Below are 14,371 nucleotides of genomic sequence, written 5' to 3' on the forward strand. Positions count from 1 at the left end.
TCATGTTGATTTACCCCGTTTAATTACTAACTTTAGTAATGATTGAGCCAGCTCCTTTTAAGCTGGCTTTTTTTATGCCCACATTTTAGTTTTTATAATTATTTATATTTTTATGTGAACTTAATTTAATGAGTGGCGTCTACTATTACGCTTGTTGATTAATTGCAGTTAACACAAGCTTCATGTTGATTTACCCCGTTTAATTACTAACTTTAGTAATGATTGAGCCAGCTCCTTTTAAGCTGGCTTTTTTTATGCCCACATTTTAGTTTTTATAATTATTTATATTTTTATGTGAACTTAATTTAATGAGTGGCGTCTACTATTACGCTTGTTGATTAATTGCAGTTATCACAAGCTTCATGTTGATTTCCCTGATTGGTTACTAAATTTAGTAATGATTGAGCCAGCCCTTTTAGCTGGCTTTTTTTATGCCTTTAGTAAATGTTACGCCCTCTACCCCCCACTACCTTTATTCGTTATGATGGCATGTCTCTAAATTTTATAAGTTTATTTTATGTTTACTCAGCTATTAACGCATATAGATTGGTTAAGTGCCAGCGCAGGGCTTGCAACAGGGCTAGTACTGTATGGCCTAGTGTCGATCCCTTCTCGTAATAAATTAAAACAACACATTAGCGAGCAACAGCAACAGTTATCGTTATTACAAAACCAGTACGACAATAAACAGCTGCAATACACCGCCTTATTTGATGAGCACGAGCTGCTCGAGCAATCACATCAAGAGCAACGCGATGAAGCGCAGCATTTTAAAACTCGCTTTAGCGAGCAAGAAAAACAAAGTGTTCAATATAACCATTTTTGGCGTAAAGCCGAAGGCGAACTGAGTGCCTTGCGAGAGCAATATAACCAGCGCGATATTGAGCTTAATAATATGCGAACTACGCTTGAGCAAAAGCAGCAAAACTTTACCGAGCAGCTTGCACAAATAGAGCAAAGCAAAAATGTGCTTAAAAAAGAGTTTGAAAACCTAGCTAATAAAATTTTAGAAGAAAAATCGCAAAGCTTTAAAACCCTAAACCAAGAAAGCATTGAGCAACTATTAAAGCCAGTTCAAGGGGAGCTAAAAGGCTTTAGAGATAAAATGGAATCGATTCACGTTGAAGACTTAAAACAACGTGCTGCCCTTAAAACTGAGCTACTGCACTTGCAAGCTAAAAGCCAAGCTATTACCGAGCAAGCCGATAAACTTAGTAATGCCTTACAAGGGCAAAAAAAGACCCAAGGTAATTGGGGAGAACTAATGCTCGAAAACGTACTCGACAGCGCAGGCCTGCGCGCGGGTACCGACTACAAACGCGAAGTATCGTTTAATACCGAAGACGGTCGACTGCGCCCCGACGTAGTGGTGTATTTACCTCAGGGCCGCCACTTAGTGATTGACGCTAAAACATCGCTAAATGCTTATACCCGCTACGTTAATGCCGAAAACGAGCTAGAGGCTAGCCAAGCAATTAAAGAGCATGTAAATGCCGTTACATCGCGTATTAACGAGCTTGCCAGTAAATCGTACGATCGTCTCCCTGGTATAAATTCGCCTGAAGTAGTTATTATGTTTGTGCCTATAGAATCTGCATTTGTAGAGGCGCTTAAATATCAAAGCGATATTTACCAACAAGCTATCGAAAAAAACATTTTAGTTGCTACACCAACTACTCTGCTTACAAGCCTTAATATTGTTAAACAGCTGTGGCGCTTTGAAGAGCAAACTAAATACTCTAAAGAGCTGGCGAATCGTGCAGAGCGCTTTTATAACAAGCTCAATGGCTTTTTAACGAGTATGGAAGGTGTTGGCAAGCAACTAGACCGCGCCAAAGAAAGCTACGATAAAGCCTTTTCACAGCTTTACCGTGGTAAAGGTAACTTAATTAAACAAGCTTCAGAATTTAAAGAGCTAGGTGTATCGGTTCAAAAAGAGTTACCAAACGACAGCGTAGAAAAAGCCCAATTAGAGCTAGATTAAATTCGATTTATCTCTACTGTTTTATACATTAAAAGGAAGGTTAATGGTTTTTCCCTTACTCAATTCGCAAAGGTTAGCGTTAACCCCTATAAATTATGAGGATAGAGATGCTATTTTTGCTCTTGGTACTGTGGAGCAAAAATAGCGTTATTTAAGTTTTATGGCTGAAAAGCTAGTAAACGCCGAGGCAAAAGTAATTGAATACATAGACGTATATTACGTAGAAACATTATTTTGGGGCGCAAGTTCTCATACTATTGCGGTTGGTTGGCCTCTAATGCCTGACAACTTACAAAAGCTTTATATCAATTTTCATGGTAAAGCGCCGCAAAACTAATACAACTTAAGCTCACATGTACTCGCTTACGCCTTTAATACTCCACCTCATTCAATAACTCATTTATTTTTTCATCGCCAATACACTCTCCATTAGACCAGTTTGCATTAAGCAGTGTAATTAAATTACCAATACGCTCTGACTTACGCTGTAGCTGCTCTATTAGTGCATTAGCTTCATGTTGTTTTTGAGTGAGGCGCTCAATAATGGCGTTGTGATCTAGCTCCTCATTAGGTTTACGCAGGGAGGGGATTTCTTCAAGCGAAAACCCTAAACTTTGTGCAAACTTAATCATTTTAAGCTGCTCTACACTGGCTTTGTCGTATTGCCTATACCCGTTGTTATTTCGCGTACCGGGTGGCAGCAGCCCTATACTTTCGTAATACCGTATGGTGCTTGCTGCAATACCCGAGTGCTTAGATAGTTCACCTATTTTCATTATTGCCTCTACTATAAAAAGCGGGTTGACCTTAAAGCTGACTTTAAGGTTATAGTGCCTGTAATGTCAATTTATGGTTTATATTTATGTCTGAGTTTGAACAATCTGCTGTATTTACGCCCTTTACCCTACCATGCGGTTTAACGCTTAAAAACCGAGTAGTAAAAGCCGCTATGGAAGAGAACCTCGCAGAGGCCGACCTAACGCCATCGCAAGTGCTTAAAAATGTATACAACGAATGGGCAAAAGGCGGGTGCGGGTTAATTATTACCGGCAATGTTATGGTTGACCACCTTGCAATGACAGGGCCTGGCGGCCTTGCCCTTGAGCAGCAAACCGATATAGCGCCTTTTGTAGAGCTTGCTCGTTTAGGGCAGCAAAACGACTGTAAAATTGTGATGCAAATAAATCATCCTGGCCGCCAAGTATTTAAAAAAATGGGTGGTAAAGCGCTAAGTGCCTCTGATATTGCGCTTAATATGGGTAAGCACTCTCACTTATTTGCCCAGCCAACAGCTATGGATAAAAGCGAGATTAATGATGTTATCGCTCGTTTTACCCATACAGCGCAACAGGCCGAAAAAGCAGGTTTTAATGGCGTGCAAATACACGCTGCACATGGCTATTTATTAGCGCAGTTTTTATCTCCACTAACTAATAAGCGTGATGACGAATGGGGCGGTAGCCTTGAGAATCGCGCGCGATTATTACTTGAAATAACACGCAGTATTAAAGCGCAATGCAGCGCCGGTTTTTCGGTATCGGTTAAGTTAAACTCAGCCGATTTTCAGCGCGGCGGCTTTGAACCGCATGATGCGCAAGCAGTTGTTAATATGCTTAGTGCATTAAAGCTTGATTTTGTAGAGCTTTCGGGCGGAAGTTACGAAGCACCAGCTATGCAAGGACAAACAGGCGATGAACGTACACTTGCACGTGAGGCGTACTTTTTAGAGTTTGCCAAAGCAATTAGCGAGCAATCAACCATACCCATTATGACCACAGGCGGTATTAGCCGGTTAGATGTGGCAAATAAAGTAATTAGCTCAGGCGTAGCGCTCGTTGGTATGGCCACAGCACTGGCATATCAGCCAGGTTTAGTTAATAGCTGGCAAACACAGCCAACGCAAAACCTGCTTATGCCGCGTGTTACCTTTAAAGACAAAACCCTTGCTGGGCTTGCCACTATGGCGCTGGTAAAAAGGCAAATTCGCCGAGTGGGCCAAGGCAAATGCGTTAAAGCAAATGCCTCGGCTATTTTTACTTTAATAAGTGACCAAATACGCGCTGCAAAGCTTACAAAGCGCTATCGAAAACGCTTTGCAAAAGAGCTAAATTAATTAGCTCTAGTTTAAACTGATATTTTCTATGCCACACTTGAAAGCGTTGATTGATGGGCGTTTGCATATGCCCAGTTAACGCACTCTTGCGCTAAAATAGCGATGGTATCTAGGCAGGTGTCTGGCGAGTGTTTGGCTTGTTCATTTAACACAAGCGGTATTTCGGTACAGCCAAACAACACGCAGTCAGCACCTTGAGCAAGCATTAAGTCGTATGCCTTGCTTAACAAGTGGCGACCTTTATTTAAATCGCCCGCTTTTACGGCGGTTATGCCATCTATTATGGCTGCTTGTTGTTGAGTGTTTGGTTCAACAAAATCAATATTGTGCTGCTTAAACGCATTTTGGTAAATGCCCATATTAAGCGTAGCGGTAGTGGCTAAAATACCAACCTTTTGTTTGCCCGTGGCTTTTACTTGTTTTATAACGCTTTTTACAATGCTAATGGTGTGTACATCGGCATTTTTAGTGAGCGCGTCGTACCAGTAATGCGCGGTATTACACGGAATAACAATACAACTTACACCTAAGCTTGTTAGCTCTTTAAAGCCTTTTTTAAGCTCAAAAAATGGGTTTTCATCTTCAAGACCCATTAAAAATTTTGTTCTGTCAGGAATTTGCGGGATATTCCTTATAAACATAGGTATATGCTCTTGATCATTTTTAGCGGGCGATAGCGCAATTACCTGATTCATAAATGAGGCGGTAGCCAAAGGCCCCATTCCACCTAATACGCCAAGAGTTCTAAGCATGATTGCATTCCGGTTATTGAGTTTATAGGCTTAATTTATAGTGTTTTATTTAGTTTGAATAATGCTATTATTTTACCACCCATGCACAAACTGCATAACTAAGTGGTCGCTATGAATATTGAAAGTAAATGGTTAGAAGATTTTTTAACGCTCTCGCACACAAAAAGCTTTTCGCAAGCGGCAAAGCTTAGGCATATTACGCAACCTGCATTTAGTCGGCGTATAAAAGCCCTTGAAGATGCCCTTGGCGCAGCCCTAATCGACCGAGAAAACTTGCCTATTACCCTGACCCCAAGCGGTAAAATATTTCATATAACGGCGCGTAATTTAGTTAACCAAATGAATACCTCGGTTAGCATGCTTGAGGAGTTATCGGTGCAGCAAAATTATTCTGTAAAGGTTGCGGCCGCACATTCTTTAGCGAGTTTTTTAACCTTACAACTCGCTAACTTTCAAACGCAAGATGAGCGCGACATTGTACTTAATTTAGAGGCTATAGACGTAGATAAAGCCACCGAAGCGCTAGAGCAAGGTGAATGCGACTTACTTATTGCCTTTGATAACGAACGCCTTAAACTGCCGCCGTTTAGTCATCAAAAAATAGGTAATGCTAAGTTGTTACCTGTTAGCGCCTGTGACGAGCACGGCAAAGCCTTATATAACCTAGAAAGCGCAGCGCCTATACCGCATTTAGCCTACAGCCTCGACTCCTACATGGGCCGGCAGTTAGAGCCTATTATATCGGGCGCTAAGCTTAAAAAAGTGTTTGTTTCATCCATGACTGAGCTTTTAAAAGTGCACGCTGTAGCGGGCAATGGTATTGCCTGGCTGCCCGACTACGTTATATCAAACGAGCTTAAAAATAATACCTTGGAAGTTGTAGGGAGTGAGCACCACTGCGTGCCAATAACTTACTATGCGTATAGGTATCATGCGGCTTTGCACCCCGGTGGCGAAAGTGTGTGGAATAAATTAACTGAGCTCAATATAACCTAACTGTAAACCCCCGTTACAGTTAATGAGGTATTATTAATTTAAAACGATAACAGTTATGTGCAATGAAATTTTAATTATTTGCCTATTTTATTATGGAATTTTATTTCCATAATAATTGGGTGTTTTGTCTCTTTTTTAATACTCTTGATAAAGCCAAAATAGCGTCATCAACACAGAGTATTAACTAGCTAACGAGGCAACTCCCATGAAAGCAATCGGATATCAAAAAAGTTTACCTATCGAAAACGAACCATCATTACAAGACATTGAACTTGAAACGCCAACAGCACACGGCCACGATATTTTAGTAGAAGTTAAAGCGGTATCGGTTAACCCGGTTGATTTTAAAATTCGCCAAGCAATGCCAGCAGCTGAGGGCGAGTATAAAGTAATTGGTTGGGATGCAACTGGGGTTGTTAAATCGGTTGGCGAAAACGTATCGCTTTTTAAGCCAGGCGACAAAGTATGGTACGCAGGCGACATTACGCGCTCAGGCAGTAACGCGCAGTTTCAATTAGTTGACGAGCGTATTGTTGGCCATATGCCAAGCTCGCTTTCGTATGGGGAAGCCGCCGCATTGCCGCTTACTAGCATTACTGCGTGGGAATTATTGTTTGACCGTTTAAACGTAGCTAAAAACGATGATTCTAAAAGCATTTTAGTTATTGGTGCCGCCGGTGGTGTGGGCTCAATAATGGTGCAGCTATTAAAGCAGCGCACTAAATTAAATATTATTGCCAGTGCTTCTCGTGCTGAAACAATATCGTGGTTAGAAGATTTAGGTGCCGACACTATTGTTAATCACCGTAACCCGTTAAGTGAAGAATTTGCAGCTAAAAACTTAAGCGAAGTGGATTACGTTGTTAGCTTAAACAATACAGAGCAGCACTTACCTGAAATTGAAAAAGTAGTGAAGCCACAAGGTCAATTTGCCCTTATTGATGACCCTGAAACACTTAATATTGTGCCATTTAAAAACAAAAGCGTGTCGGTACATTGGGAGCTTATGTTTACTCGTTCGTTATTTAAAACCGACGACATGCAAGAGCAACACGTTATTTTAAACAACGTAGCCACTATGATTGACCAAGGGCTAATTAAAACTACGGTAGGTGAGCACTTAGGTAAAATTAACGCAGCCAATTTACGCAAAGCGCATCAGCACCTTGAATCGCAAACCGCTAAAGGTAAAGTGGTGTTAGAAGGCTTTTAAGCCCTTTAGCTAATATAGTTTTTTTGAGTATACCCAAGCCCCTAACGGGGCTTTTTTGTGGCTATTATTTATATAACTGATTGTAATTAGGAATATGCTTTACCCAAAATGCAGGGCTGCCAATATACTCTTGTACAGTTTTTATAAATTCGCTCACCAGTGGTGTTTGTTTACGGTGAGGATACAGCGCATAAATACCGGTGCCCGATGCGCTAAGCTTATAATTAGTTAATAGCGGCACTAGCCCCATTTCGTCTATGGGTTTTTCTAGGTTAAATAAATCTAGCATCACATACCCTAAACCCGCTTTTGTGGCATCAAGCATGGCGCGTACATCGCTTACCTTATAGTTGCCTTTCATTTTGTGGGTTTTGTATTCATCACCATGAGGCTGAGTGCTTAATTTTATTTGATCTAGGCTTACATCGCCATTGCCATAAACCACCGCAGGTAAGGCGATAAGTTCTTCAGGTGTGCTTGGCATACCATGGCGTGCAATAAAGTCATTAGAAGCAACCAAAGCAAAGTGCATATCAGATATTTTTTTTGCCATTAGGTTGGAGTCATTCAATTTGCCAATTCTAAATGCTAAATCGTAATGATCGGCAATAATATCGTTGCGCTTATCATCAAGCATGAGGGTTATTTTTACCTCAGGGTATTTTTGCATAAATAAATTAATGGCAGGCTGCACATACTGCTGCCCAAAAAACATGCCCGAGGTAATGCGCAAAATACCTTTAGGTTTTGCTTGGTAGGAGTCTGCAATGCTATGAATATCACTGAGCGTATCAATTAAAATATGCGCTTGCTGGAGTATTTCCTCTCCTGCGGAGGTAAGCGAAAACGAGCGCGTAGAGCGATTAAGTAACTGTATACCTAAACTGCTTTCTAGCTTTTTAATTTGCTTTGAAAGCGATGAGTTGTCCATATCGTGCAGCGCCGCGGCTTTTGCAAATGAGCCTTGCTGTACTACATCAACAAATAACGCTAATTGGTTGGTGATTGACATCTCACTCTCCTAAATCCCAATAAGGTGTATCGGTGTAATAATTGCTCGCAAAATCAACAAACGCGCGCACTTTACTGGGTAAAAACTGCCTGTTTGCGTACACCATATAAAGCCCTATTGGCTCAGGTTCGTAGTCTTTTAATATACGTACTACTTTACCCTGTGCCAGCGCCTCTCCGGCTATAAATGTTGGCTGCATGGCAACACCGCCACCGGCTATAGCGGCATTGAGTAGCAGGTCGCCATTGTTAGCAACTAGGTTACTTTCAAGCTTTAACTCATTTTTAAGCTCGTTCGCTCCACGTAGCTTTTTGGTGGGCTCAGTGTGTGCGTAGCGTAAATAGTTATGTGATTGCAGCTCTTCTAAGGTAGTAGGTGTGCCGTGCTGCGCTAAATAAGAAGGAGAGGCAAACACCGCTAACCTAATAGGCGCTATTTTTTTAGCAATAAGTGATGAGCTTTTTAAAACCCCAATGCGCAGCGCTATATCAATACCTTGCTCAACAATATCAACAAACTGGTCAGTAAGGTTTAGATCTAATTTTAAATTTGGATAACGCTTTTGAAACTCAACCAATAGCGGTGCTAAGTGCTTTACCCCAAACGACATAGGGGCACTAATACTGAGCACACCAGAGACATTTTCGTTTAGGTTATCGAGCGAATTTTCCATGTCGTCTATATCGTCTAGCACCTGTAAGCAGCGGGTAAAATAGTGATCTCCCGCCTCGGTAGTGCTTACTTTGCGCGTGGTGCGGTGCAGTAATCGGGTAGCAAGCCCCTCTTCTAGCGCAGACACATACTTGCTCACAAGTTGCGGCGATATATCGAGCTTATCGGCAGCTTTAGAAAAAGACCCCTCTTGTACAACACTTACAAAAGTCTTCATGGTGGTTAGCTTATCCATTATTAGCAATGCCTTGTTTATAATTTTTAAATAAAGATCGTATTAATTATGTTTATAAAAACAGTTAAAGTCCACACATCGCATTTTTGCACAGTTAGTGAGTTTTTATAGCGTTATAAACACATTTTTTTTGCGTAAATAACTATTTATTTACAACAAAATGGAGTTAATACGTGCTACTGCAGCAATCACGTTTCTTTTTATCCATTCTAACGCCAAGTCGGGTTTATTAATAATGCAGTATCGCTGTACGTGAATAAGCACGCTTATATTTTTATTAATGACTAAGAGATAAAGCCATGAAAAGATTAAACAACAAAGTAGCCATCGTTACTGGTGCAGCACAAGGTATTGGCGCTGCTTATGCAAAAGGTTTAGCTCAACAAGGCGCTAAAGTTGTGCTTGCTGATTTAGCCGACCCAAGCGCAGCTGTAGCTGAAATTATTGCCGCTGGCGGCCAAGCAATAGGCTGCAAAGTAGATGTAACGAATAGTGAATCGTTAGATGCCATGGTAAAACAAACCGAAGCTGAATTTGGCCCGGTTGAAATATTAGTTAACAATGCTGCTATATTTGCTGCGCTTGAGCTTAAACCATTTTGGGAAATATCTGAAGACGAATGGGATTTAGTTATGCGCGTAAATGCACGTGGGCCTTTTCAGTGTACCAAAGCAGTGTTGCCTAGCATGCGTAAATTAGGTCGTGGTAAAATCATTAACATTGCATCGGGTACATTTTTACGCGGTGCACCTATGTTTTGCCATTATGTGGCATCTAAAGGCGCGGTTGTTGGGCAAACACGTGCGTTGGCCACTGAGCTTGCTAACGATAATATTTTAGTTAACTGCCTATTAGTTGGCTTAACCGAAAGCGAAGGCGTTAAAAATAACGCACAGTTTGATAAAGCTAAAAATAGCACACTAGGCTCACGAGTAATTAAACGTGCAATGGAGCCTGAAGACTTACTTGGCCCTATTTACTTTTTAGCCAGCGAAGACAGCGATTTTATGACCGGACAATGTATTAACGTTGATGGTGGCGCAATTAACTACTAACACGCCTTTATTGCTTATTTAGTGTTAATTTAAAAGCCGATGTTTACGCATCGGCTTTTTAACGAGGGAGCAAATAAAAATCAGTTTAACAATACTGTATTTATAATATCTCAATGGGCGCTTTATTTATTAACAAAATAAAAGCCAATAAAATAAGGGTATATTAATAAAACCCTTAGGTATTACCATGGCTCAACCTGCACTATTTATCTCTCACGGTTCACCTATTATGGCCGTACAGCAATCGCCAACGTCCGACTTTTTAAAAGCGCTTGGCAAGTCACTCAACACGCCACGCGCTATTGTTATATTTTCGGCGCACTTTGATATGGCTAACGATGAAGCGGCTCATAATATTGTAATAACCGCAGGGCAAGCGCCTGAAACCATTCATGACTTTTATAATTTTCCTGCGCATATGTATAACATTAAATACCCAGCTCCAGGACATCCTGAACTTGCGGGTAATATTGCAACGCTATTTAAAAATAAAGGCATTACAGCAATACTCGATGAACGCCAAGGCTGGGATCATGGAGTATGGATACCACTGCGCTTAATGTACCCGCAGGCAAATATTCCTATTGTACAAGTATCTATAAATACTCAACTAGGCGCAAAAGCCATGTATGAATATGGGCAGTTACTTGCCCCACTTCGTGACGATAATATATTAATTATTGGCTCTGGCGGCATTAGCCACAACCTACGAGAAGTGTTTAAAACCCCTGCTACACCTAACCGTGTACAAATGGTAAAAGCGTTTACCCAATGGGTTGAACACGCGCTTTTAGCGCAAGACACACCCGCACTTTTAAATTACTTAACCGATGCACCCCATGTGTTATTTAACCACCCTACCCAAGAGCATTTTTTACCACTCTTTGCTGCTATGGGCGCAGGCGGCAAGCAAGTTGAAAAACTTTTTAGTGATATTGAAATGGATATTTTAGCGCTTGATACCTATGAGTTTTATTAATTTTAATCAGTCCAGTGCAAGCGCCTTTGGTTTTTTAATCAAAGTGTAATGGGGGTTTACAAAGAGGTGTTGGGTTAAGAGCAGCAAAGCCCAACATAAAGTTATAAAGTGGGCTTTAACGCAGCTTTTTAATGTAATTAGGTCTGGCGCTATCTTTATGCGCGTCACCATAAATAATTGGTGACGGATAGTATTCTGCGTCTAACTGTATGGTGGAGGCAACATCATCATCAAAATAATTGGCAATAAAAGCAAGGCACATATCCATACCTGCTGAAACACCCGCACAAGACCAAATATTGCCATCTTTTACAAAGCGATCTTCAACTACGGTTACAGTGTTATCTTTTTTAAGGTGCTCTAAAAAAGCCCAGTGGGTGGTTACTTTTTTATGCTTAAATAGCCCCGCTTTTTGCATTAAATACATACCAGTGCAAATAGATAAAACACTGTGGCAGTTTTCAGCTGTTTTTTTAAGGTAATTAATAACGTCAATATCTTCCATTGCTATACGTGCACCACTACCGCCAGGTACAAATAATACATCGGGCTGCACTGGGTCAGTAAAATGATAATCGGCACTAAAACGCATGCCGTGCTCACCTGAGGGAGTCATAGAATTTAGCGATATTAATTTGGGTTTTTCACATAGCCCCTTTTCTGCCAGCAGACCTATTAGTTCCCATGAACCAACTAAATCCAGCTCTTCAACTTTGTCATAAATTAAAAAATATATTTTCATACTATGTTATTTAGTCCTTTAATTTGTATCATTTTTAAATAATTTCCCTAACAGGGCTTTCACATAACTGAGGGAGCCTTTTTATTTAAGCTATAGAGCCAGAATTTTATGCGTTTATTAAATCATTACTTGGGTCAATTTTATTTTTTTGGGCACATTTCTCTTCCTGTTGGGTCTGTGCCTAAAACACTCTCATAAAGGCCACTTAATTCTTTAATCGGCCGGCCTTCATCATCGGTTATAAATAACCCCCAATTTACATATTCGTTATCTTCAACAACTTCTGGGTCATCCATTAGGTAAGTCATACTAAATATCATTTCTGCACCAATACATCGAGCGAACTCTGTAATCGCATTTTTGCTAACACCTGCGTCTATCATTTCTTTGATGGAGTGCATCATTCCGCTGTATGGGCCATTATCAGTTGGATCATAATTTTTTAAGATGTGCTGAATCCATTCATCGTTGTCTGGAACGACATTACTCCACGCACCCTTTAAAAATAAAAACCTAGCCAGCTGAGGGATACCTTCTTCTATTTCACTCTCTGCCCACTGCTCAGGGTTAGAAGCTCCAAACTTTCGAAAGGTTTCGGTTAACTCTTGTTTGTTCATTACGGGTACTCTAATTAGTTGTTAGATTTGGTTATAAACAATCTACTTTCACTTAATTTGTGATTCCACATAGCTTTAAAAAGTCATGTCGTTGTAGGTACAAGTGATCAATTAATTTTTACCACTGTTTTAGGATCTTTGTATCTAGCCTCTGGTTTATTTGGCTATAAAATAGGGGAGCTAGATGAGTCGTAATTACCTTCGATAGTCGTCATCTGAGTACTTATGAAGTAATCTACTTTTATAACCAGAGCCTGTGAGAAGGTCTTTTAGAAAGTTATCAAGATATATATTGTCAGCTTCTGTATTTGATACTGGGTTTGTCTTTGAAAAAAATAGAGTCCATGCGCAATCTTTCTGCTCAGCAAACCTGTATACACCTCTGAGATCTGTATTAGGTAGTATATCAAAATACCATCTAGGAGACTCTTTTATAAATTGCCCATATGTGTACTCAAGTTGCGGATCGCTCGATGGATCATCAATATTTTTGATCCCACCTTTATCCTTCCATTTGTATAATTTTCTGTAGCCCTTTTCAGCTAAATAAGTATTAACGTTTTTAACTATATCTTTTTCATCACTACGGTCGCATATTAAACCATACTCAACAGCATCCATTTGAGACTCCATGTGTTTTAAATATTGGCATTTGTATTTATACAAAAGCTAGTTGCTCGAACTTATTGAAGGTCAGCATTTTCGTAACTATCTTATAGTTATAATTTTGGAGTTCCAAGCGTTTGTTAAACTTTAAATCCCTAATTAATGCTTGTTGATTTTTACAATAACTCTAATAGTTTTATTATGACTTTATTCCACCGCTAAATTTACAACAATTGCGAACTTTAATTTAAAAGGTATTAGTTTTTAGCTCTTAGATTGAGTTAGACCTGCCTTAATTTGTGTCCTCTTACCCAAAATTAATTATGGGCGGCTACTAAAATGATCATCCATATAGATAAAATCCTTTCAATTATTATGATTTTAATGCTCTAACTTTTAAAACAGATAAGCTTTGTTAATTTGAGCAACCGTTCAAAGTAAGTTAAGCTCAAAACGATTAACTTACAAGCATCTTAAAATTATTGGGAGCAAACATGGCAACCACACTCGCATTTGACGTATACGGTACGCTTATAAACACTCACGGCGTGCTGTCTTTACTTGAAGATATGATAGGCGATAACGCGCAAAGCTTTTCAAATACATGGCGTGAAAAACAATTAGAGTATTCGTTTAGGCGTGGGTTAATGCAAAACTATATTCCGTTTTCATTATGTACAAAACATGCTCTCGATTACGCGTGTTTAGCGCATAAAACGCAGCTTAGTGATGATCAAAAGCAGCAATTGCTTGAGCAGTATAAAATTTTACCGGCCTTTGACGATGTTAAAAAAGGCCTTGAGCAACTTAAAGCGCAAAATTACCGATTGTTTGCATTTTCAAATGGCGCTGCTGATGCGGTTAATAAATTGCTCGAAACTGCAGGTATTAGTGAGCTTTTTGAAGGTGTAGTAAGTGCTGACGATATGAAAACATTTAAGCCAAACCCAGGTGTTTACAGCCATTTCTTACGCGAAACAAATTCAACGGGCGCAAACACGTGGCTTATTTCGAGTAACCCGTTTGATATTACCGGCGCTATTTCGCATGGTATGCGCGGAGCATGGATAAAACGCTCTGGGGATTCTATTTTTGATCCGTGGGAAATTCAGCCAACCACCGTAGCCACCGATCTAGTGGATTTAAAAAATAAGCTTGAAGATATCAATTAAGCTGCATTTTAACTTTTATATCCCTCTTTAGCACTTAAGGTTTAGCCGAGTTGTAAAGGGGGTTTACTTCTTATAGTGGTACTGCCCACTTATAATACGTTCGCTTTTTGCTATCCTCTCTCATTTCTCAACTCTTATATTTTAACCATCGTACTATTTAACAAACTGTTATTATTTAGCGCGCATTTTGGCACCTTCACATAGCTCATTTTATATACTTTGT

General features: G+C 40.0%; 15 protein-coding genes. 8 read left to right on the plus strand and 7 right to left on the minus strand.

Annotation, left to right across the window (positions count from 1 at the left end; genetic code table 11):
• The first annotated feature begins 517 nt into the window (after window positions 1-517).
• Both rmuC and OIZ54_RS05560 read left to right on the plus strand, forming a co-directional pair.
• Window positions 518-1,984: a DNA recombination protein RmuC gene (gene rmuC / locus OIZ54_RS05555; RefSeq protein ID WP_264389936.1), complete on the plus strand. Its 1,467-nt coding sequence runs from the start codon at window positions 518-520 to the stop codon at window positions 1,982-1,984.
• 160 nt (window positions 1,985-2,144) lie between these two features.
• Window positions 2,145-2,321: a hypothetical protein gene (locus tag OIZ54_RS05560; RefSeq protein ID WP_264389937.1), complete on the plus strand. Its 177-nt coding sequence runs from the start codon at window positions 2,145-2,147 to the stop codon at window positions 2,319-2,321.
• A gap of 34 nt (window positions 2,322-2,355) precedes the next feature.
• Here OIZ54_RS05560 and OIZ54_RS05565 read toward each other — a convergent pair whose 3' ends face one another.
• Window positions 2,356-2,760 carry a MerR family transcriptional regulator gene (locus tag OIZ54_RS05565; protein ID WP_264389938.1) on the minus strand — a complete coding sequence of 135 codons (405 nt, stop codon included), beginning with the start codon at window positions 2,758-2,760 and terminating at the stop codon, window positions 2,356-2,358.
• A gap of 86 nt (window positions 2,761-2,846) precedes the next feature.
• Here OIZ54_RS05565 and OIZ54_RS05570 point away from each other — a divergent pair, with 86 nt between their 5' ends.
• Complete coding sequence (locus OIZ54_RS05570; RefSeq protein ID WP_264389939.1) at window positions 2,847-4,097, plus strand: NADH:flavin oxidoreductase/NADH oxidase family protein; 1,251 nt, start codon at window positions 2,847-2,849, stop codon at window positions 4,095-4,097.
• Window positions 4,098-4,123: 26 nt separating this feature from the next.
• Here OIZ54_RS05570 and OIZ54_RS05575 read toward each other — a convergent pair whose 3' ends face one another.
• Window positions 4,124-4,849, minus strand: a complete 726-nt coding sequence (locus tag OIZ54_RS05575) for an aspartate/glutamate racemase family protein (protein WP_264389940.1) — start codon at window positions 4,847-4,849, stop codon at window positions 4,124-4,126.
• Between the two features lie 111 nt (window positions 4,850-4,960).
• On the opposite strand from OIZ54_RS05575, the gene OIZ54_RS05580 reads away from it, so the two are divergent.
• Window positions 4,961-5,845 carry a LysR family transcriptional regulator gene (locus OIZ54_RS05580; protein ID WP_264389941.1) on the plus strand — a complete coding sequence of 295 codons (885 nt, stop codon included), beginning with the start codon at window positions 4,961-4,963 and terminating at the stop codon, window positions 5,843-5,845.
• Between the two features lie 205 nt (window positions 5,846-6,050).
• Window positions 6,051-7,058: a zinc-binding alcohol dehydrogenase family protein gene (locus OIZ54_RS05585; RefSeq protein WP_264389942.1), complete on the plus strand. Its 1,008-nt coding sequence runs from the start codon at window positions 6,051-6,053 to the stop codon at window positions 7,056-7,058.
• A gap of 64 nt (window positions 7,059-7,122) precedes the next feature.
• On the opposite strand, the gene OIZ54_RS05590 is transcribed toward OIZ54_RS05585, so the two are convergent.
• Together OIZ54_RS05590 and OIZ54_RS05595 are read right to left on the minus strand one after the other, a co-directional pair.
• Window positions 7,123-8,070, minus strand: a complete 948-nt coding sequence (locus tag OIZ54_RS05590; RefSeq protein WP_054981994.1) for a LysR family transcriptional regulator — start codon at window positions 8,068-8,070, stop codon at window positions 7,123-7,125.
• A 1-nt stretch (window position 8,071) separates the two neighbouring features.
• Entirely contained in the window at window positions 8,072-8,977 is a 906-nt protein-coding gene (locus tag OIZ54_RS05595) for a LysR family transcriptional regulator (RefSeq protein ID WP_055254245.1), read from the minus strand.
• 299 nt (window positions 8,978-9,276) lie between these two features.
• On the opposite strand from OIZ54_RS05595, the gene OIZ54_RS05600 reads away from it, so the two are divergent.
• Together OIZ54_RS05600 and OIZ54_RS05605 are read left to right on the plus strand one after the other, a co-directional pair.
• Entirely contained in the window at window positions 9,277-10,032 is a 756-nt protein-coding gene (locus OIZ54_RS05600; RefSeq protein WP_004586289.1) for an SDR family NAD(P)-dependent oxidoreductase, read from the plus strand.
• A gap of 187 nt (window positions 10,033-10,219) precedes the next feature.
• Entirely contained in the window at window positions 10,220-11,011 is a 792-nt protein-coding gene (locus tag OIZ54_RS05605) for a DODA-type extradiol aromatic ring-opening family dioxygenase (protein WP_264389944.1), read from the plus strand.
• A gap of 115 nt (window positions 11,012-11,126) precedes the next feature.
• Here OIZ54_RS05605 and OIZ54_RS05610 read toward each other — a convergent pair whose 3' ends face one another.
• The 3 genes from OIZ54_RS05610 to OIZ54_RS05620 all read right to left on the minus strand — a co-directional run bounded on the left by OIZ54_RS05610 (window position 11,127) and on the right by OIZ54_RS05620 (window position 12,991).
• On the minus strand, window positions 11,127-11,753 hold the full coding sequence (locus OIZ54_RS05610) for a DJ-1/PfpI family protein (RefSeq protein ID WP_248532931.1): 627 nt from the start codon (window positions 11,751-11,753) through the stop codon (window positions 11,127-11,129).
• 140 nt (window positions 11,754-11,893) lie between these two features.
• Complete coding sequence (locus OIZ54_RS05615) at window positions 11,894-12,370, minus strand: hypothetical protein (RefSeq protein ID WP_138685417.1); 477 nt, start codon at window positions 12,368-12,370, stop codon at window positions 11,894-11,896.
• 195 nt (window positions 12,371-12,565) lie between these two features.
• Window positions 12,566-12,991 (minus strand): hypothetical protein, encoded by a 426-nt coding sequence (locus OIZ54_RS05620; RefSeq protein ID WP_248532930.1) that lies wholly within the window; start codon window positions 12,989-12,991, stop codon window positions 12,566-12,568.
• A 479-nt stretch (window positions 12,992-13,470) separates the two neighbouring features.
• Between OIZ54_RS05620 and OIZ54_RS05625 the strand changes: the two genes are divergently transcribed.
• Window positions 13,471-14,148 carry a haloacid dehalogenase type II gene (locus OIZ54_RS05625; protein ID WP_121638582.1) on the plus strand — a complete coding sequence of 226 codons (678 nt, stop codon included), beginning with the start codon at window positions 13,471-13,473 and terminating at the stop codon, window positions 14,146-14,148.
• Window positions 14,149-14,371: the final 223 nt, after the last annotated feature.

The sequence above is a fragment of the Pseudoalteromonas sp. A3 genome, assembly GCF_025942345.1.
In the GTDB taxonomy this organism is placed as follows: domain Bacteria; phylum Pseudomonadota; class Gammaproteobacteria; order Enterobacterales; family Alteromonadaceae; genus Pseudoalteromonas; species Pseudoalteromonas atlantica.